Origin of the sequence: Ferruginibacter paludis (assembly GCF_030409685.1) — a bacterium.
In the GTDB taxonomy this organism is placed as follows: Bacteria; Bacteroidota; Bacteroidia; order Chitinophagales; family Chitinophagaceae; genus Ferruginibacter; species Ferruginibacter paludis.
This window is the reverse complement of sequence record NZ_JAUFQJ010000006.1, coordinates 45,454-63,968: the sequence shown is the minus strand read 5'-3', so window position 1 is coordinate 63,968 and position 18,515 is coordinate 45,454. Positions and strand designations below refer to the sequence as shown.

16 protein-coding genes are annotated in these 18,515 nt (G+C 35.2%); 4 read left to right on the top strand and 12 right to left on the bottom strand.

Going from position 1 to position 18,515, the window contains the following annotated elements; translation table 11 throughout:
- Window positions 1-11 precede the first annotated feature (11 nt).
- The 11 genes from QWZ08_RS10785 to QWZ08_RS10735 form a co-directional block, all read right to left on the bottom strand.
- Window positions 12-881 carry a DnaJ C-terminal domain-containing protein gene (locus QWZ08_RS10785; RefSeq protein ID WP_290337418.1) on the bottom strand — a complete coding sequence of 290 codons (870 nt, stop codon included), beginning with the start codon at window positions 879-881 and terminating at the stop codon, window positions 12-14.
- 29 nt (window positions 882-910) lie between these two features.
- Complete coding sequence (locus tag QWZ08_RS10780) at window positions 911-3,205, bottom strand: TonB-dependent receptor (protein ID WP_290337417.1); 2,295 nt, start codon at window positions 3,203-3,205, stop codon at window positions 911-913.
- Window positions 3,206-3,294: 89 nt separating this feature from the next.
- Window positions 3,295-3,627 carry a (2Fe-2S) ferredoxin domain-containing protein gene (locus QWZ08_RS10775; RefSeq protein WP_290337416.1) on the bottom strand — a complete coding sequence of 111 codons (333 nt, stop codon included), beginning with the start codon at window positions 3,625-3,627 and terminating at the stop codon, window positions 3,295-3,297.
- The gene (locus tag QWZ08_RS10770) at window positions 3,617-4,420 is read right to left on the bottom strand and encodes a HoxN/HupN/NixA family nickel/cobalt transporter (protein WP_290337415.1); all 804 of its coding nucleotides are present in this window, start codon (window positions 4,418-4,420) and stop codon (window positions 3,617-3,619) included. The genes QWZ08_RS10775 and QWZ08_RS10770 overlap by 11 nt, the downstream gene beginning before the upstream one ends.
- 3 nt (window positions 4,421-4,423) lie before the next feature.
- Entirely contained in the window at window positions 4,424-4,759 is a 336-nt protein-coding gene (locus tag QWZ08_RS10765; RefSeq protein WP_290337414.1) for an SH3-like domain-containing protein, read from the bottom strand.
- A gap of 45 nt (window positions 4,760-4,804) precedes the next feature.
- Window positions 4,805-5,431, bottom strand: a complete 627-nt coding sequence (locus QWZ08_RS10760) for a nitrile hydratase subunit alpha (RefSeq protein ID WP_290337413.1) — start codon at window positions 5,429-5,431, stop codon at window positions 4,805-4,807.
- Window positions 5,424-5,744 (bottom strand): SH3-like domain-containing protein, encoded by a 321-nt coding sequence (locus QWZ08_RS10755; protein ID WP_290337412.1) that lies wholly within the window; start codon window positions 5,742-5,744, stop codon window positions 5,424-5,426. The genes QWZ08_RS10760 and QWZ08_RS10755 overlap by 8 nt, the downstream gene beginning before the upstream one ends.
- A gap of 436 nt (window positions 5,745-6,180) precedes the next feature.
- Window positions 6,181-6,549, bottom strand: a complete 369-nt coding sequence (locus QWZ08_RS28305) for a type 1 glutamine amidotransferase domain-containing protein (protein WP_290337411.1) — start codon at window positions 6,547-6,549, stop codon at window positions 6,181-6,183.
- Window positions 6,540-6,740, bottom strand: coding sequence for a type 1 glutamine amidotransferase family protein (locus tag QWZ08_RS28300; protein ID WP_290337410.1), 201 nt, complete (start codon window positions 6,738-6,740; stop codon window positions 6,540-6,542). Before QWZ08_RS28300 ends, QWZ08_RS28305 begins: the two co-directional genes overlap by 10 nt.
- A 3-nt stretch (window positions 6,741-6,743) precedes the next feature.
- On the bottom strand, window positions 6,744-6,866 hold the full coding sequence (locus QWZ08_RS28295; protein WP_290337409.1) for a hypothetical protein: 123 nt from the start codon (window positions 6,864-6,866) through the stop codon (window positions 6,744-6,746).
- A gap of 122 nt (window positions 6,867-6,988) precedes the next feature.
- On the bottom strand, window positions 6,989-7,522 hold the full coding sequence (locus QWZ08_RS10735; RefSeq protein ID WP_290337408.1) for a YceI family protein: 534 nt from the start codon (window positions 7,520-7,522) through the stop codon (window positions 6,989-6,991).
- A 483-nt stretch (window positions 7,523-8,005) separates the two neighbouring features.
- Here QWZ08_RS10735 and QWZ08_RS10730 point away from each other — a divergent pair, with 483 nt between their 5' ends.
- The 4 genes from QWZ08_RS10730 to QWZ08_RS10715 all read left to right on the top strand — a co-directional run bounded on the left by QWZ08_RS10730 (window position 8,006) and on the right by QWZ08_RS10715 (window position 11,581).
- The gene (locus tag QWZ08_RS10730; RefSeq protein WP_290337407.1) at window positions 8,006-8,881 is read left to right on the top strand and encodes a helix-turn-helix domain-containing protein; all 876 of its coding nucleotides are present in this window, start codon (window positions 8,006-8,008) and stop codon (window positions 8,879-8,881) included.
- A 203-nt stretch (window positions 8,882-9,084) separates the two neighbouring features.
- Window positions 9,085-9,555, top strand: coding sequence for a Dps family protein (locus tag QWZ08_RS10725; RefSeq protein ID WP_290337406.1), 471 nt, complete (start codon window positions 9,085-9,087; stop codon window positions 9,553-9,555).
- Window positions 9,556-10,010: 455 nt separating this feature from the next.
- Entirely contained in the window at window positions 10,011-10,895 is an 885-nt protein-coding gene (locus QWZ08_RS10720; protein ID WP_290337405.1) for a helix-turn-helix domain-containing protein, read from the top strand.
- A 134-nt stretch (window positions 10,896-11,029) separates the two neighbouring features.
- Entirely contained in the window at window positions 11,030-11,581 is a 552-nt protein-coding gene (locus tag QWZ08_RS10715; RefSeq protein ID WP_290337404.1) for a DsbA family protein, read from the top strand.
- 87 nt (window positions 11,582-11,668) lie between these two features.
- On the opposite strand, the gene QWZ08_RS10710 is transcribed toward QWZ08_RS10715, so the two are convergent.
- Complete coding sequence (locus tag QWZ08_RS10710) at window positions 11,669-18,016, bottom strand: sigma 54-interacting transcriptional regulator (RefSeq protein ID WP_290337403.1); 6,348 nt, start codon at window positions 18,014-18,016, stop codon at window positions 11,669-11,671.
- Window positions 18,017-18,515 lie beyond the last annotated feature (499 nt).

Below are 18,515 nucleotides of genomic sequence, written 5' to 3'. Positions count from 1 at the left end.
CCAAAGGATTATTATAGAGTAGATAATTCCTTAAATAATATTTTTTGCTTTTCTGTAAGGTTAACTGGTATTTTAATTTCGTAAGTAACATACAGGTCTCCCGCTTCTCCCTCTTTTTTATAAACAGGGAAGCCTTTTCCTTTTAATCGTATCTTGGTACCATATTGTGTTTCGGGGTTCACTTTTAATTTTACTTTTCCTTTCAGCGTTTCAATAGTCGTTTCTCCGCCCAGCAAAGCGGTATATAAATCTATCGTGGCTTTTGTATATAAGTCGTTGCCAATCCGCTTAAAATCCGCGTTTATTGAAATCATAAAAGTGATGTATAAATCACCGGCCGGGCCACCATTTGCGCCTGCTGCACCATAACCTTTTAATTTTATTATCTGTCCGTTTTCAATACCGGCAGGAATAGTGATTCGGATATTTTTGCCATTGACTGTAAGCGTTTGCTGATGTGTTTCCGTAGCATCAATCAAACTGAGTGTAAGCGTTGCATTATAATCCTGTCCCCTGTATTTTGTTTGCCTGCTGTGTTGGCCGCCACCAAACATAGATTCAAAAAAACTGGAAAAATCCTGTTCGTTATTACCTGAATAATGTTGGGTGTTCTGATTGGATTGACGCTGTTGGCGTTGTTCCTCGAACTGGTCTGCATGTTGCCAGTCTTTCCCATATAAGTCATATTTCTTTCTTTTTTCAGTGTCACTCAATACTTCATTAGCTTCATTTATTGCCTGGAATTTTTTATGTGCTTCTTTATCATTGGGGTTAAGGTCGGGATGCAGCTTTCTTGCTAATCTGCGATATGCCTTTTTAATATCTGCTTCTGTTGCTGTTTTATTAACCTCCAAAATTTTGTAGTAATCAATAAATTCCATGCAAATTATTTTCTTAATATTATTAAGAGCTATTTATCCGCTTTCATAAGATTTTTAAATCCAAAATAATAACTGAAGCTAAATTTTGCAGCGAATTTTGTACCCGGTGTAAAGCTAATACCATCGACCGCGGCCTGCTCGTTCTTTAGCCTTGTAACCGTTGCAAATTGTGTCTCTTTCCATTTAATATTAAAGAGGTTATCTATTACCATTCCATATTCATATCTCTGTGCCTTGTATTTGATCACGAGGTCATTTACAAAATAGCCTTCGCAGGTGAAGCTGTAGTATTCATTGGCAGGTCTGTTAGAAAGGTATCTGTAACGCAGGCTTGCATTCCATCCCGTTTTATTTATGTAACTGATTCCTGCCGTACTGCTCCAAACAGGTGCCAGTGGTATGTAATTATTTCCTTTTACTTCATTTAATGAACGCCCATTTGCATAATTCAAATCAAGGTCGAAAAACATACTTTTAACAGGCTGAAAACGAATGGATAAATCAGCACCCAACCGGCGAGTACTTCCACTAAAATCTACTGTGCCACCGTCACCTGCGTAAACATATTCTTTTTGCAGGTAACTATACCATACCGCAGTTTGTATCAATAAGTTTTTTAAAGGTTTATACAGTACTCCTACATCACTTCCATAAGCTGCAGGTAATGTTTGTTTGCCATTTCCTGAAACTACCACCCGTGCATCATTGGTATGAAAACCCTTGCCAAATGAAAGATATAATTGTGTGTTAGTGCTTGCCTGATAATTGATATTTATTTTAGGGCTGATAATGTAATTGGATGCTCTATAAATACCGCTTCCTTTTAAGGTAGGATCATTGTTAAACTTATTATTGTACCGGTAATGAAAATGATCAAAACGCATTCCTCCTTTTATAGTCCATCTTCCGCTTAGCTTAATCGTTTCATTCATGTACATACTGCTTCCAAGTTCAGTTATAGCACCCAGTTTTTGCAGGTTTAAAAATACGTAACGATCATGGGTGTGAGACAATTCGGTATTGTTCGTGATGTCTAATCGTATATTAACACCATAAAGGATTGTAGATTTCAAATTTCCAATCCGGCCATCGTGTAGATAACTTCCATTATATCCAACAAGGTTTCTTTTTTCTCTTTGTCTTATCTCATCTCCATTAACGGGATCATCTAAATAAAATGTAAAGTTTGAATGCAAATCGAATTTATAGAAGGAATAATACAATTGATTTTTTACCAGGCCTCCATTTTTTAAAGAGCTTTTTAATTGAATATTAAAATTTGTTCTTGAAGTCACTCCTCCTTCGTTAGGATCCAAGGCGCCATAATAGTTTACAAGTCCTGAATCAATAGCCCTTTCAGGTATCTGGCCACTGGCAAACCAACCGCTCCAGAAGCTAGATGCCGATATTGAAATTAATTGCCTTTCGGAAATTTTGTAATTGAATTTTGTAAAGAAATTGAACCTTTTAAAATGCTGGTGGTTTTCAAAATAGCTGTTGCTGTAACTATACTCTGTGGCAGCATACCAGGAAGCTTTGCATGGCCTTATGCCGCTATTTAACAAATCTATCATGGCCAGTGCCCTGAAGGTGCTAAACTGTCCGGCTTCTAATTTAATTGTGTTGTTGCTAAGCTTATTTACCGTATTGAAATCCAGCCAACCTGCGGTGGCCTGATCCCCTTTTTCAACATCGTAAGGTCCTTTATTAAAAGTAGCCCGCTCAATTGTTTCAGGAATAATAAAGTGACTATCTGCATAACCTTTGGAGTGAGCATGCGACACCAGGTTTACAGGAATTCCGTCCATGTGAATACTGATATCTGAACCATGATCTGCATCAAACCCACGTAAAAAAATTTGTTCTGCTTTTCCACCTCCTTGGTGCTGGCCAATAAAAAGACCTGGCACCATACGAAGCACTTCCTGTGAATTGGCAACACCTCTCATTCCAATATCTGTTTCTGCCAATACTTTATATGGATTGCCCGAATACGATGTTACTAAGACATCTGACAATTTTGTTTGCTGCCGTTTCATTTTTATTATTTGTTCCGGAGAGTTAGCAACTATTGTAAAATATCTTTGCTCATAACCAATTGCAGAAATAGTGAGATGAATTATTGTAGCTGAGATATTGTTCAATATAAACTTTCCCATCTCATCAGCAGAAACTGATTTGCCTCCCGGATTCAGTAATATCGTTGCACCGAACACCGGTTGTTTTGTTGTACTGTCAATAATAACTCCAGATAGCTTATTATGTTGAGCTGGTAAAAAATAACTGATGAATAAAGCATTTATTAAAAATATACTTTTCTTCATCTTATTTTATTTTTTATGTTACATCAACTTTAAAGAATAAATTCATGCAGATGATTTTTCTGTCTTGGTAAATCGCCACTGAATTATAGTCAACCAATATGGATTGAATCCGCACCGTATTTATACAATACTATATCCTTTGGTAGTTGCTCATCGACAAGAAACTCTTTTACAAAAGCATCTGCTTTTTCTTTCCCCATCATTTTAAACCAAATTCCATCAGGTTGAGCGATTACAATGGGGCCATCTTTGCAACGCCCGTTGCATAATGTTTTAGTAGTGTGTATTTCGTCAGATAATCCATATTCAGCAATGGCGAAACGTATTGCTGCAGTGCTTTCTTCTGCTCCCAACATTTTGCAACTTCCCCCATTGCACAGGAATAAATGTTTTTTAACCAGGGTAAGATCTTTAATTGCCATGGGTGTTTTTATTTAATCGTTGGGAACCAGCATACAAAACAAAAATGTAAAAGCCAATCATCAAAACAAAAAAGAGAATACCTATCATCGTGAGTATTGACTCTTCTAATTCTATTGAAGGAACTAAACGGCTCAAAATTTTGTAGCCACCAATGATGAAAGAAATATAAACGATTATCCAGCCAAGCTTTCTGCGATAATTTAAGACCGTATTATTATTGACGGACCTGATCATCAGTGTGTGTAATATTGTGCTATCCAATGTATCTGTTGTAATCATACCAATTGAAAAAAAGCCTCCCAGCAACAGCGCATTTGTTGTACTTAACTGACTGGTTGCAGTATAAGCCCAGGCAGCAGCCTGTGTATTTGTATCAAACACCATTGCAAACAAAACACCTGTTAGTACTATTGCCATTGGATTAGAACTTTTTTTTAATTTGTCTGGTAAAAAAAATGTCTTCCATCCTTTAGGACTGTACTTTTCTTTTGTCCTCAACATGCGAAGGTTTAAAAAGCCTACAAAAATCAGCAATATACCCGGCATCCAATCCAGCACATTCCATACCGCTGGTGGAAAATTCCAGGAATGACTAAACCGGCTGATCATAACAGCAATAATTGTAACTACGGTGCCATGTCCAACAGCAAAAAAAGTACCTGTCCATTTTGCAAGCCATGGTTTGGTGGTGGCATATCTAACACTCACCCCGTCAATGATTGCAATATGATCCGGATCAAAGCCATGCCGAAGGCCAAGCATCAGCATTATTAATATACCTGAGAATTCCATTGGCTACATTTTTATATTGAATCGTTCGCTTACTTCTTTTGTTTTATCGGCAATCTGGTCGGGAGTTAAAATACCTTTTTGCAACAGGCAATTCGAAGCAGACACAATCCACTTTTCGTAATAGGTTAATTTACCCGCCATTTCTGTTCCCAGGTTTTCTGTACCACGGCGTTTTTCTTCCGTGTTGACGATCTTGTGATAATCTAGCACATCTAATAACGCATGACAACGTTTTTCCCATGGATACAAGGGGCGCTCAGTAATAGATATTTTTTCATGGCAACCGGCTCCGCCAATATCATTGGGCAGATGTTTTACCAGGTGTTCTGTATCAGACATAATAATTATATTTTACACGGTTAATAAAAAGTTTAAGAATATCCATCAGTTATGTAAAACCTTTACGCCAATCATTACATCCCTCGTTACCAGGGCTTCCAATTGTTCTTCTGTAAAATGTTCTGTTCCTTTTGGTCGCAATGGCAACACCATGTAACGTTGATTGGCTGTTGAATCATTTACTACTATTTTAATTTCATCCGGTAGTATGGTTCCAAACTCGGCGAGCACTGCACGTGGTTCCCGTACTGCTCTTGATCGGTACTCTTTACTTTTATACCAATCAGGAGGAAGACCCAGTATCGGCCGGGGATAGCAGGAACATAATGTACAAACAATCATGTGATGTACCTTATCCGTATTTTCCAAAACGGTAAAATCAGTATCATCATAACTGGTTATTCCCATCTCCAATGCTGCATCAACTCCGTTATCCAAAAGTCTTTTTCTAAATTCGGGATCTACCCATGCTCTCGCTACAAGCTTAGCACCCAGGGCAGGTGACCGGGAATCCAATACTTCAATTTGCTCCCTTATTTCTTCAGGGCCTATCAAACCTTTTTCAACCAATAACTCCCTGATGCTTATTTCAAGTATTTCATAATAACAGGGTACTTCATCATGTAGAATTGGCGCATGATCGCTATGCGTATGTGTGTGATCGTTACTCATTATTTGATATTTTAAGATGTTCAAGCCATGGTTCAAAAATTTCAATTTCAAGCCGGTCATTTTCATCGCCCATGTAATTTGGCCATAATTTCATCTGAGGGATAGTTATTAGGTAACTCCATATTTTGCTGCCGGCATTTCTCCCAAAAGCTTCTTCTTCCGGGTTAATATAACGGCCTAATATCCGTATGATCTCCACCTGTTTGCCTCGCAAATACATGGGTACCCTGTAATGACCTATCGGATAACGAACCGCTACGCTAGCCATATTTCCCACCTGGAACCTTGCAGGATTATGATGTACAATTTGCATACTTATTAATTTTTAATTTGAATACTTATTTACAAATTAAAATTAAAAAAGAGAATAGAGGGATACAATGCAGATCTAACGACAAAACATGTAAATATCTCGGGTTATTTAAGTGAGTGAAAAAACTATTTACTGCATTATGGAGTCTCCCTTAATCAAAAAAATATTTGGTAAATCATAAATGTAACTAAGCAAAATTAAACATCACCACCAGGATATTTACTACCTAAATCCGCACCAGGGCAATGAATGAAAATTACCTGCTATTAAACTAACCAGAATTAAAATACTGAGTTACGTGTACCTGGATTTTTCTTGTAAATCCTGAACTACTACGACGTTGTTTGATAACATTTATTCACGCCAAATCTTAATGGTTGCATCATTCCGGCAGTAAGAAACAAGTGGTCAATATTTTTTGTATTCAATATGAAAATTATTTTTCACCTGCAAGCGTTTTTAAAAGCAGCTTTGCTCCATCCGGGGATGAGGCTGGATTTTGACCCGTGATCAATAACCCATCGTCTATTACAAAAGAACCCCAGTCTTGCCCCTTGCTGTAATGTGCTCCCAGTTTTTTCAATTCAGTTTCTAATAAAAACGGAACTACATTTGTGAGGCCGACTGCTTCCTCCTCTGTATCTGAAAAGCCGGTTATCTTTTTACCATCTACAATCAAGTGGCCATTCTGCGCTTTTGCTTTAATTAACGCAGCAGGTGCATGACATACAAAAACAATCGGCTTTTTGGCGTTATAAAAATCTTCAATTAATTGGATAGAACGTTCATCATTCGCTAATCCCATAAAGGACCATGCCCGCCCGGATAAAAAACCGCATCATAATCCGCATGGTTAACAACACTTAGTTTTAACGAATTGGCCACAGCGGTAATTACCTCCACATCTTTACAAAACCTTGCCGTGGCAGGTGTTTGTGCTTCCGGAGTTTCACTCTTGGGATCTACCGGAGGCTGGCCGCCCAAAAGGCGATGCAATGGTTATATTGCACCAGCATCTGCCAGCACATAATAAGGCGCTGCAAATTCTTCTACCCAAAAGCCGGTTTTTTTACCCGTATCTCCCAACGTACTGTGAGAAGTTAATACCATTAATATTTTCATGATTTATTTTGATTGCATTTACCACTATGTATTATTGATGGTCATAGTTTGCATTAACCAACTAGCATGCTGTTCTTTTGGTAACAGAAAAAAAAGTCAATCTAATTTATTAAACTACGTACTTATTTTTTTATTAATTCAATTTCTGCGATGATCTTTACCTCTTCGCCTACCAACACGCCACCTGCTTCCAATGCTGCGTTCCAGCTAAGCCCCCAGTCTTTACGATTTATTTTTCCCTCAATATTGAAGGCAGCTTTAATGTTACCCCAGGGGTCTTTCATAAGGCCCCCAAACTCAACGGCTAATTTTATAGGCTTTGTCACGCCATGCAGTGTTAAATCACCTGTCAGTTCAAAATCGGCTATATCTACTTTTAAAAATGAAGTGGCTACAAAATTGATTTTGGGAAATTGAGCCGCATCAAAAAAGTCAGGGCTTATAAGATGTGCGTCCCTGTCAGCATTACCGGTAGTAACGGAATCTGTATCACCAGTAAAATCAATTACTGCATTGGTAAAATCATCCTCGTCTGTTTCGATGATAGCGCTATACTTTCCAATCTTGCCTGAAACATTGGTAAACATCATGTGTTTAACTTTAAAACCAATTTCTGCGTGAGTGGGATCTATTTCCCATTTTGTTTTTTGTGACATAGTGATTTTTATTTTTTATATGATAAGATGCCGAAGAATTTTGAAGCCGATACAGATTAAAAATATTTTAGTCTGTAAAAAAAACTAACATTTATTTAGTAACCCCTGATAACTTCTCTGAAGTTTTAAATTCAAAGACAAAGAATATAAAGTTCATTATGATGATTTAACAAAGTAACACCTGTAAGCAAAGGCAATCAATGTATATATCAGGACATATCATGTAGATGTTCAGGAGTTAGGTGTTTCCAATATTCTTATTCTTGATGCCGTACCCAGATGACCGGGAGTTTCCGGGAATAACATACAACAACTTTGAAAAGAATTAATTTATCAAATAAGATGAATGGACTGGATAACTAATTCGGGTTCAGAAATGCAAACTTTGGTTATTGAAAAACTGTAGAATTATTTTGTAGTGAAATGACTGTTTGCAATTGAGAGGCAAGAAAATATTATAACAAGCTATCTAATTTTAAAGCAATGTTTATAAACCGTATTTCGAAAAGAAATCATAGGGGCAATGATTATCGTCAATTTGAGATTCATACCATTCAATCCTTTTTACTTGAAACCACAGACGGTGAAGTCCATTCAATTTTTGAGGAAGCTTATTCAATGATTTGGATAGAAAAGGGTTCGGGAGATATTACCATTGATCTTGCGAAATTTAAAATTGAGGAGAACAGTATTTATTATATAAAGCCCGGCCAGGTACTTGAACTTGAACTTGGTAATTATTCAAACGGATATATCATCTGTTTCGATAGAGAATTTTTTGAACTATATGAAAAAAGAACATCTGAATTAATTAATACGCCGTTATTCAATAATTATTTAAATGTGCCTGTAATTAAGATAGACAATTCGATCGATAGTTTTATGAGAAATATTGCCACTGAAATGCTACAGGAATTTAAAAACCACTTTGATTTAAGAGTTGAGATATTAAAAGGGCTGTTAAAAATATTTATAATCTATCTCAGCCGTCAGTTTGACAATGAACGTAAGACTAATTTTTATTCAAGAAAAATGGAATTGGCAAATAGTTTTTTCATGCTACTGGAAAAAAATTTTATAATAAAAAAGCAAGTTAAAGAGTACGCTGAGATGCTTGCTGTAACACCCAATTATCTGAACGATATTATTAAGGAAATCTCGGGGTTTACGGCAGGTTATCATATCCAGCGCAAAATAATACTAGAGGCAAAACGCAAGGTTATTTTCGAAGGATACAGCTTAAAGGAAATTGCTTATAACCTTGGTTTTTTTGATCCTTCTCATTTTAGTAAATATTTTAAAAATAGCTCAGGAATAAATTTTACTGATTTTAAGAAGGGAGTTTCAAATTTCTTCTAACTGGTTTAAAATATTACTGGAATAAAAACTTTCTAATCGGTATCAGAATAATTGTCGCATGAAAACAATTGACTTTAATTGTCAAATCCATTGAATGGAATTGGAGGAATGAAGATATCTGATTATTATATTTTGTGTTTACTTATTTAACGTTGTTTATAGCTGCCCAAAAATCAACATCGAAATTTTAAATAAAAAAAATTATGAAACCAAATATTGGAATTTTGGAAACTCATTTACAGGGTGTTAGCGAAGAGTTGAATAAATTACTTGCTGACGAAGTTGTTTTATACATTAAAGCAAGAAATTACCACTGGAATATTGAGGGGATTAATTTTAGTGAGATGCATCAATTTTATGAACAGCATTTTAATGACCTGGATGAGATAATGGATCAGGTTGCCGAAAGAATACGTGCCGTAGGGCATTACACAGAAGCAAGGCTGGCCGACTATTTAAAGCTTACTAATTTAATCGAGAATGATTATACAAATAGTCAGGAAAATCAGTTAAAATATTTGCTTGAATCACATGAAACTATTATCAATAATCTGCGTCGGTTAATTCCGTTGTTTGCTGACAAACACAAAGATTTAGGGAGCAGTGATTTTGTTACACAGTTACTTGGCAAGCATGAAAAGATGGCCTGGATGGTAAGGGCTTATCTTGGATAAAATGCTGGTTATATTTACTATCAAAAAAGTGTTATTCCTATAAAAAACAGTAATATTTTTTTCTTTCAACCAACATGTTTCCTTACAAGAGTGAGGTTTAATTTAACGAAGGATGTCATCATACGGCATCCTTTTTTGATATAAAAATCTCTCTGGAATTAAGATTGTATCCTACTATGTAAAGGACTTATTAAAAAGCCCTCCCACTAATTAGCTTTTAATTTTAGCCTCCGATATTTAAAGAGTGCGTTCGCTAATTTACGAAATATCGTGACTTCAGAAGGCCTAACTATAGTATAAGTTGATGTTAATCAATAATTTAACTTGTGGCATTTAATTTGAAATTATTACCGTAAGTTTTTTATAATTAATCTCCATTTTTTAATCTCCAATATTTTATTAGCGACCGTTACTATTATTAAAAATATTTTTTTGACCAACTAAATACTGAAAAAATGCAGACTGCATCTACCAAAAAATTGGCTGACTTAGGCGGTTTATCTGTCAATCGTTTAAGTTTAACACTAAATGGTTATAAAGCCATAGAGTCCTACACTTTGCATGAACCTATTTCTGGGACTCTATTTTTAGAAGAGAATATTTTGCTTTTTGTAACAGAAGGCTCTGTTGGTATACGGTATGGAAAACTGGAATATATGGTAAACAAAAACCAAATGGCATTTCTTAAAAAAGATATTTTAGTTGAATACCAAACAGGCTATTTGCAACAAGATAATACTTCAAAGAATAAATTTATAATAGTATCATTAAGATATGAATTGGTAAAGGAATTTGCAAAAATGGCTGAGTTGTGTCTTACACCAAAATGCGAAGTGTCGCCGGTAACTTTAAATACCGCTGATCAACAATTGTTAAAGTACATTGATTCATTACAACCCTATTTTATACAGCCAGAGAAAATTGGGTGTAGTTTAATTAAAATTAAATTATTGGAACTATTATTTTATTTGGCCGGAAGTGATAAGCAAATTTTAGAACAGGTACTCGATTTAAAAGAACATTTTAGAAGCAATATCACCAATACAGTAGAAGAAAATATTATGAACTCTCTTTCGCTAAGTCAGCTTGCGGTTTTAGCAGGGAGAAGTTTGTCAAGTTTTAGGAGGGATTTTCAGGCTATTTACAATATGCCGCCTTCGCAATGGATAAGAAAGAAAAGGTTGGAAAAAGCACAGGAACTTTTAACAAGTACCACTATGACAGTAACAGATATTTGTTACACTTTAGGATTTGAAAGTATAGCTCATTTTTCAAGACTTTTCAAATCACAATTTGGATACCCCCCCTCTGAATTCAGGTTGAATATTCTTGTTGCATAAGCTCTTAATTCTTTAGCACATTCAACATTCATTTAAATTCGATACTAAGACTTTATTAATAAGGTTATTCGGTTAGAGCGATAAATTAATAGCCAAAAAGTGCTATAAAACTTTAAAGACCAAAATTTAATTTTATGAGTAACATGCTTAAATTACCTTTTAATATAAACCGGGATAATTTTACAGGTGCTTTAATTGCTCCATTGGAATTAGTTCAATATGGAGATTTTCAATGTGAATTTTGTGGAGAGGTTTATACGTCTATAAAGTTGCTTCAACAATACCTGGGTAATAAATTAAAATTCGTATTTCGCCATTTTCCCCTTTTGACATTGCATCGTTTTGCGCTGGATGCGGCAGTTGCTTCAGAAGCTGCAGCATTGCAGGGAAAGTTTTGGGAAATGCATGATTTGATATTTGAGAATCAGAAATACCTGATAAAAAGTTCATTCTCAAGATTTGCAGAAAGGATTGAACTTGATATGAACTTGTTTGAAAATAGCCGGGAGTATAAAAAATTAATTCACAAAGTAATTAATGATTTTGAAAGCGGAGTAAAAAGCGGGGTGGATTGTACACCTACTTTTTTTATTAACGGTCACCGATATAATGGCTTTGAAGATTTTGAGAGTTTATACAAAACCTGCAATTATTTGAGTAATACCGGTAGTGCTGCATTTAGATAATAGGTACAAGGGTTGATTGTGTATTATTTTAATCGTAGATATACCTGAAAAAAATTTCTGAACTTTTTAAAATGATTTACCTGGTATTTAACCAAGGTGTTCCTTACGGATCCCTAATCGTTTTATTCTTGAGTTAAGTGTACTAGGGGGTAGGCCTAATAAAGCTGCAGCCCCCCCTTCGCCAGAAATTCGTCCTTTAACATGCTTTAATACTTTTAAAATATATTCACGTTCGTTTTCATCAATTGTTTTAATAGGGATGTCTTGCTGGGTTTTTGCAGCAAGAGTATTTTTATTTTGCATTGGAAGATGTATTTCCTTAATAGTGTCTGTTGTGGCAAGAAGTACACTGCGTTCAATTAAATGTTCAAGCTCCCTTATATTTCCCGGCCAGTTATATTGAGTAAGTTCCTGCAGGGCTTTATTACTAAACGTATTAATTCGCTTGCCGGTCTTTTTTGAAAACCGCCTTACAAAATGTGAAGCAAGGGAAGGAATATCTTCGCTGCGTTTTCTGAGTGGCGGCAAACTGATAGGGAAAATATTTAACCGGTAGTACAAGTCGCTTCTAAATTTTCCTTCTTCCATTAATTTTTCAAGGTTTCGGTTTGTGGCAGTTATAATCCTTACATCAATTTTAATGGTAACTTTTCCTCCGACCCTTTCTATTTCTTTTTCCTGGAGGGCCCGAAGTAATTTAACTTGTAATTCCAGCGGCATTTCTCCAATTTCATCCAGGAATAATGTGCCCTGGTGTGCCAGTTCAAATTTACCAATCCTGCGTTCTGTAGCGCCAGTAAAGCTGCCTCGTTCATGGCCAAATAATTCACTTTCTATTAAATTAACCGGCAAGGCAGCACAGTTTACTTTCACCATTAGTTTATTTTTACGCGGTGATAAATTATGTATGGCCCGTGCTACCAATTCTTTCCCCGTGCCAGTTTCACCCAATATTAAAACGGTGCTGTCTGATGCGGAAACTTGTTGTATCAGCCGGAATACTTTCTTCATTTCGGCACTCTCCCCAATCATCTCCGAAAAATTTTGACTGGTTTCAATTTCTTCCTTTAAATATATTTTTTCATCCTCAAGCTGTTGTTTATACCTGTTAATTTCAAATAATTGGTTACTTACTTTTTCATTGGCAATTATATTAGATACGGTAATTGATAATTGAGAACATATACTCTTAAATAGAGGGGCCTCAAGAGCTGGCCGGTTTAATTCATCTTGCCTGAAATTCATAACAGCAATGTTTTCATTTCCGATTCGTATCCGAATACCGGCCATGTTTTTTAAACCAATATCCCTTGCTGCATTTGCATATACAGGGGGCGCGGGTGAATTAAACCATTCTTCTACATTGAATGAAACCGGATTATCTGAACTAAGAATTTTATTAAAAATCCCATCATTCACATCTGTATCCTGATCAACCAATTTTATAAAGTCCGGATGTTTTGCAAAATCGGCCTCCGAATCATATAAAATGGGCCGGTGCGTTTTTTTATCATCACTCAATGCATGAATAACGTAGTCTTTTATTGAGAATAAGTCTGTCAGTTGTTTTTTTAGAATTTTTGCCAAAACATTTTTGTCTCGTACCGAAGCAATTGCATTACTGAATTCCAACAACATTGATTTTTCCTTTTCCCTTCCTTTTATTTCATCATCTGCAAGCACATTTGAAATAATAATAGCTATCTGAGAACAGATGCTTTTGAAGAGTGGCTGTTGAGTCACATATTGATTTTGCTCGTTGTGGTCAAAATTTAGTGTGGCTATATTTTCATCACCCACACGTATGCGTACACAGGTTACTTTAAGCAAACCAAGGTCCCTGGCTGTATTGGCATAAATGGGCTTTTTTTGCATCTGTAGCATTTCCAGCACTGTAAAGGTGACTGGGATTTCTGATGCAAGTATCTTATCAAAAATGCCATCATTTATTTCGTTATCAGAGTTAACCCTTGTAATAAAATCGGGATGTTTGGCGAAAGGTGCATTAATGTCGTACAATAAAGGGCGATAAGTTTTTTTGTCCTTACTAAGTGCATGAATTACATAACTCTCAATTGAAAAAATATCTTTTAACTGCTGGCTTAAAATTTCGCCGAGTATTGTTTTGTCTCTGACAGAGGCCATCGCATTACTGAATTCAAGTAACCTGGACTTTTCAGTCTCCCGGGTTTGTATTTCGTCAGTAGCTAAAATTTTGGAAAGATTAATTGCAATTTGTGAACAAATACTTTTAAAGAGATTTTCCTGAATACTTGTTTCGTTGTTTTCAAATTGGTTGAAATCCAATATGCCTATATTTTCATCTCCGATCCTTATCCGTATACTTGCTATTTTATTAACTCCCCTGGATGTAAGGAATGCCATATAGGGCTGGGAGGTTAAATTTCCTAATCGCTCCTCCGGGCTGAAAAATAATGGGTTTTCCGATTCAAGTATCTTATTAAAAACACTACCTTTTAAATCATGGCTTACATTAGCTCTTCTGACAAAGTCCGGGTGTTTTGCAAAATCAGCATCCGGGTCATAGATTATCGGCCTGAATTGTTTTTTATCTTTGCTTATAGCATGAACGACGAAAAAATCTATCGAGAAAAGGTCTTCCAGTTGCTGCTTTAAAATCCTACCCAGCATTTTTTTATCGCTTACAGAGGCCATCGCATTACTAAACTCCAGCAACATTGATTTTTCTTTTTCCCTCCCTTTTATTTCATCATCAGCAAGCACATTGGAAATGACAACAGCAATCTGCGAACAAATACTGTTAAAAAGTGGTGCCTGTATCGTAAGTTGAGTAGCATCATTTTGCCTGAATCTCATAAACCCAATATTTTCCTGCCCCAACCGGATTCGAATACCAGTTATTTTTTTTACGCCCATTTTTTTCCACATATTGACGTATAGAGGTTTTTGTGATAATCTAAATAAATCATCAACTATAAAACTAACCGGCTCCTCTGATTCAAGAACTTTATTGATAATTCCGTCATTTACTTCATTTTTTGAGTTAACGATTTTTATAAAATCAGGAAATTTTGTAAATGCTGCATCACGGTCATAAAAAAGAGGGTAATAAGTTTTTTTGTCGGGGCTAAGGGCGTGAATCGTATAGTCATCTATTTCGAATAAGTCCTTTAGTTGCTGCTGCAAAATTTTTGACAATATTACTTTATCCTTTACGGAGGCCAGTAGATTACTGAAAGAAAGTAACCTCGATTTTTCCTCTTGTCTCGTCTGTATTTCCTGATTGGCAAAAATATTTGAAACTGCTATTGACATCTGATCCGAAATTCCTTTAATGAGGCTTGATTTACTTGGATCAAGTTCAATCTCTCTATCGAAGAATATCATCCAGAACCCGAATATCTCCTGGTCTTTGTAAAAGCGGGTGGTTACGATTTGCCTGATACCACTCTCATAGTTGACAGTTCCGTATAATGGCAGTTCCTGTTGTTGCTTTATCTTTTCCAAATCAACAATAGTTGGCTCTGCGGTTGCAAGCGATTTATTAAGAATGCCATCCTGGATGGTAAATTTTCCGCCCTTTAAGTTTTTATAGAGAGGATGAAGTTTACTTTTTGATTCAGGATCGTATAAAAATGGACTAACAGTAGTTTTATCTTCATTGATTTTGGCAAGATGTGCATGGCTGAAAGAGAGAACCTTTTTAAGCTTTTTGGTTATTATAATTATTAGTTCGTCGTTAGTTCTTACTGCTGCAAGATCCATATTTAATGTTAATAAAAATTCTCTTTCAGTTTCTCTTCTTATAATATTTTCATTGGCAAGAATATTTGAAATGGCAACAGAAATTTGTGCACAAACACCCTTAAGCAGATTTGTATTTATGTTGTTATTAGAATGAGGGTCATGTAATAAAATAAAACAACCAAGGATGTGATCACCTGCCTTTACCGCAATACCTATAACTTTCTTTACCCCCATTTTTCCCCAGAAATTTACATAAGCAGGGGCTTCTTTCATAACAGCCAATTCTTCCACCTGTAGTGTAACTGGCCCATCATTATTAATGATATGGTTGAATACGCCATCAGTAACACTATAATTTTTAACTATTACTTCTTTAAAATCTGCATCGTTTTTTAATTCATCATGTGCATCGATAACAAAAGGGCTGTGTGTTTTATTATCTTCATTAAGCAGTGTAATTCCAAATCCTAGAATGGGAAATAGTCCTGTTAATTTGGTATTTAATAACTGTGATAATTCAGTCTTATTCTTTACACCAGCAATTTCAAGCGTTAATGAAACCAATAGAGTTTTCTCTTCCTCTCTTTTTGCAATTTCTTCATTGGCCAGAATGTTTGAGATTGCAACTGATAAATGAGCGCAAATACCTTTCAGTAAAACGCTTTTTGTATTGATAGTTTTATTATTCTCAATGTGTAAAACCGCCATGCCGATATTCTTTCCACCCGCCCTTAGGGCAGCACATAATACATTTTTAAGACCAACTTTTTTCCAAAAGTGAACAAAGCCTGGCATTTCTGGTATGGCTACAATTTCGTTTACATCAAATATAATTGGATCTTCAGAGCTTATAACTTTTTCAAATAGTGGATCGGTCACGTTATAATATTGAGAAGTTGTCTTTTTAAAATCAACATCATTTGTAATTTCTGAATTAAGATCCATCATAAAAGCTCCATAAGTTTTACCATCTTCATTTATATTGGCAACTGCAAATTCATCTATTGCAAATAAATTTTTAATCCTTCCATTTACCATTTCAAACAAGTCGCTTCTGTTTTTAAGAAGGGAAATTTCATTACTCAGAGAAAGTAATATTGTTTTTTCTTCCTCTCGTTTCACAATTTCCTCATTGGCAATAATATTAGACATAGCCGCTGAAATCTGAAAGCATACACCATTGAGCAAACTCATTTTTGAATTTGTCATTAAACCTGGCTCAATATTGAAAAAGGCACACCCAATATTTTTTCCACTTGCCCGCAGCGCAACAGCAACCATTTGTTCCAATCCCACGCTTTTCCAAAAGCCTACATAAGCTGGCATTCTATCTATTTCTGCAAGCTTTTTTACTTCTAAAATAACAGGGTCTTTTGAATTCATTACACGGCTGAATAAGGGGTCAGCTACACTGTATTCCTGTGAAGTTATGTAGTCGTAATCCGCATGATATTTTATAGTTTCTTCAGCCTCCAGTATAAACTTGTTATAAGTTTTACCATCTTTACTAATCTGTGCTATTCCGAAGTCTTTAAATGAAAATAGATTTTTTATGCTTGTATTTATTATCCTGTACAAATCATTCCTGGTTTGAAGAGAGGCAATTTCGTTACCTAGTGAAAGTAACAGGGTTTTTTCTTTTTCCCTTTTTTCAACTTCTCCATTTGCAATTATATTGAAAAGCCGCAAAGATATTTGGGCAGAAACGCCTTTTAAAAGATTAGTAGATATATCGTTTTTGTAAGACTTTGGAAGATGAAAAATAAGGCAGCCAATATTTTTTTGTCCAACCCTAAGTGGTATTCCAAGTATCTGCTTTATTCCCGTCTTCTGCCAAAAAAACACATATTCAGGAGCTCCTTTAATTGTTGCCAATTTATCTACAGATAATAGTAATGGCGTAATCGTATTAATTACTTGTTTAAATACAGGTTCAGTAACGTTGTATTTTTTATCGTTTAGTTCTTTAAAACTGCTATCCCTTTTCATAGCTTCTTCCGGATCCACTATAAATGGACTGTGTGTTTTTCCATCTTCATTAATAATTGTTATACCAAAACCTGCTATCGGAAAAAGCTCTTTTAATTTTGCATGAAGAACCGGCAATAAATCGCTCTTGCTTCTTATTTCTGAGATCTCCTGGCTTAGGGAAAGTAATATTGTTTTTTCCAGCTCTCTTTTTGCAATGTCTTCATTGGCTATAATATTAGCCGTGGCAATTGCAATTGGGTAGGATATTCTTTGAAGTAAATCCAAAGCTTCAGGGTTAAATGAATCTTTTTGTTCTGACAGTAAAACAAAAATCCCTATCAGTTCATTTCGTTCAATCAATTTTAAAGTTACAAATTCTTTTATGCCCATGCTATGAATAAAATTCACCTCGGCGTTTCCCAGTGATGATAATAAATCAACATCCTGTACAAGCGGTATTCCTGAGTTCTCTATACTATCATCTAACACAGGATACTCAATACCTAGTTGGTTTTCAAACTCAGGATTATCGAACCGGCGGGCTTCAACATGATGGATATATGACTTAAAAGTCTTTTTAGCTTTATTGTAAAGAAGTATAAAACTATCATCAAAATGAATGTATTTTTTTAGAGTATTACGTATAAGGTGCAACATATCCTCTTTGCCCCTTATACGGGCAATTTCAGTACTTATTGAAAGCAGTATTTGATCTTCTTTATCTTTTATTATCATTAAATTTTCCGTTTTACCTGCGGATGTGTACCTTATTATTAAAGATATCCACTTCAATAATAATAGAATTTGGTAAAGATATTCTTGTTAAATTTTGTACGTCGTTGGGAAGGATATGTAACTATACTTTTCTCAGGTTATCAGCACTTACTAAAAGGAAAGCAAGGTTAAAAAACAATAAAGAGATTCTAAAATTAAAATTTAATAAACTTTCTACAAACACTTATAAGAGCTCAGCGTTACTGAGCTGTTCATATGGGGTTCCATTGTAAGTAGCATAGTTCCCTGACCTAGTAATGTAGTAAATTATTGAATCTGTTGAATACAATGTCTAACTAAAGTTTAAATTAATAACAAAATGTTCTACAAATTTCTTAACATCGACATTCTTACAATTAGGCATCCTTTGGGGAATTTTCATCCAAAGCGTGTGTAAAAAGATAATTTAATTTTCGACGCTTTTGATGTCTTGTTATATATTATTACTTTTCCACTCTCT

Coding starts and splice junctions, on each gene's coding strand:
- QWZ08_RS10785 (WP_290337418.1), bottom strand. CDS start 881: ATGGAATTTATTGATTACTACAAAATTTTGGAGGTTAATAAAACAGCA.
- QWZ08_RS10780 (WP_290337417.1), bottom strand. CDS start 3,205: ATGAAGAAAAGTATATTTTTAATAAATGCTTTATTCATCAGTTATTTT.
- QWZ08_RS10775 (WP_290337416.1), bottom strand. CDS start 3,627: ATGGCAATTAAAGATCTTACCCTGGTTAAAAAACATTTATTCCTGTGC.
- QWZ08_RS10770 (WP_290337415.1), bottom strand. CDS start 4,420: ATGGAATTCTCAGGTATATTAATAATGCTGATGCTTGGCCTTCGGCAT.
- QWZ08_RS10765 (WP_290337414.1), bottom strand. CDS start 4,759: ATGTCTGATACAGAACACCTGGTAAAACATCTGCCCAATGATATTGGC.
- QWZ08_RS10760 (WP_290337413.1), bottom strand. CDS start 5,431: ATGAGTAACGATCACACACATACGCATAGCGATCATGCGCCAATTCTA.
- QWZ08_RS10755 (WP_290337412.1), bottom strand. CDS start 5,744: ATGCAAATTGTACATCATAATCCTGCAAGGTTCCAGGTGGGAAATATG.
- QWZ08_RS28305 (WP_290337411.1), bottom strand. CDS start 6,549: ATGGGATTAGCGAATGATGAACGTTCTATCCAATTAATTGAAGATTTT.
- QWZ08_RS28295 (WP_290337409.1), bottom strand. CDS start 6,866: ATGAAAATATTAATGGTATTAACTTCTCACAGTACGTTGGGAGATACG.
- QWZ08_RS10735 (WP_290337408.1), bottom strand. CDS start 7,522: ATGTCACAAAAAACAAAATGGGAAATAGATCCCACTCACGCAGAAATT.
- QWZ08_RS10730 (WP_290337407.1), top strand. CDS start 8,006: ATGTTTATAAACCGTATTTCGAAAAGAAATCATAGGGGCAATGATTAT.
- QWZ08_RS10725 (WP_290337406.1), top strand. CDS start 9,085: ATGAAACCAAATATTGGAATTTTGGAAACTCATTTACAGGGTGTTAGC.
- QWZ08_RS10720 (WP_290337405.1), top strand. CDS start 10,011: ATGCAGACTGCATCTACCAAAAAATTGGCTGACTTAGGCGGTTTATCT.
- QWZ08_RS10715 (WP_290337404.1), top strand. CDS start 11,030: ATGAGTAACATGCTTAAATTACCTTTTAATATAAACCGGGATAATTTT.
- QWZ08_RS10710 (WP_290337403.1), bottom strand. CDS start 18,016: ATGATAATAAAAGATAAAGAAGATCAAATACTGCTTTCAATAAGTACT.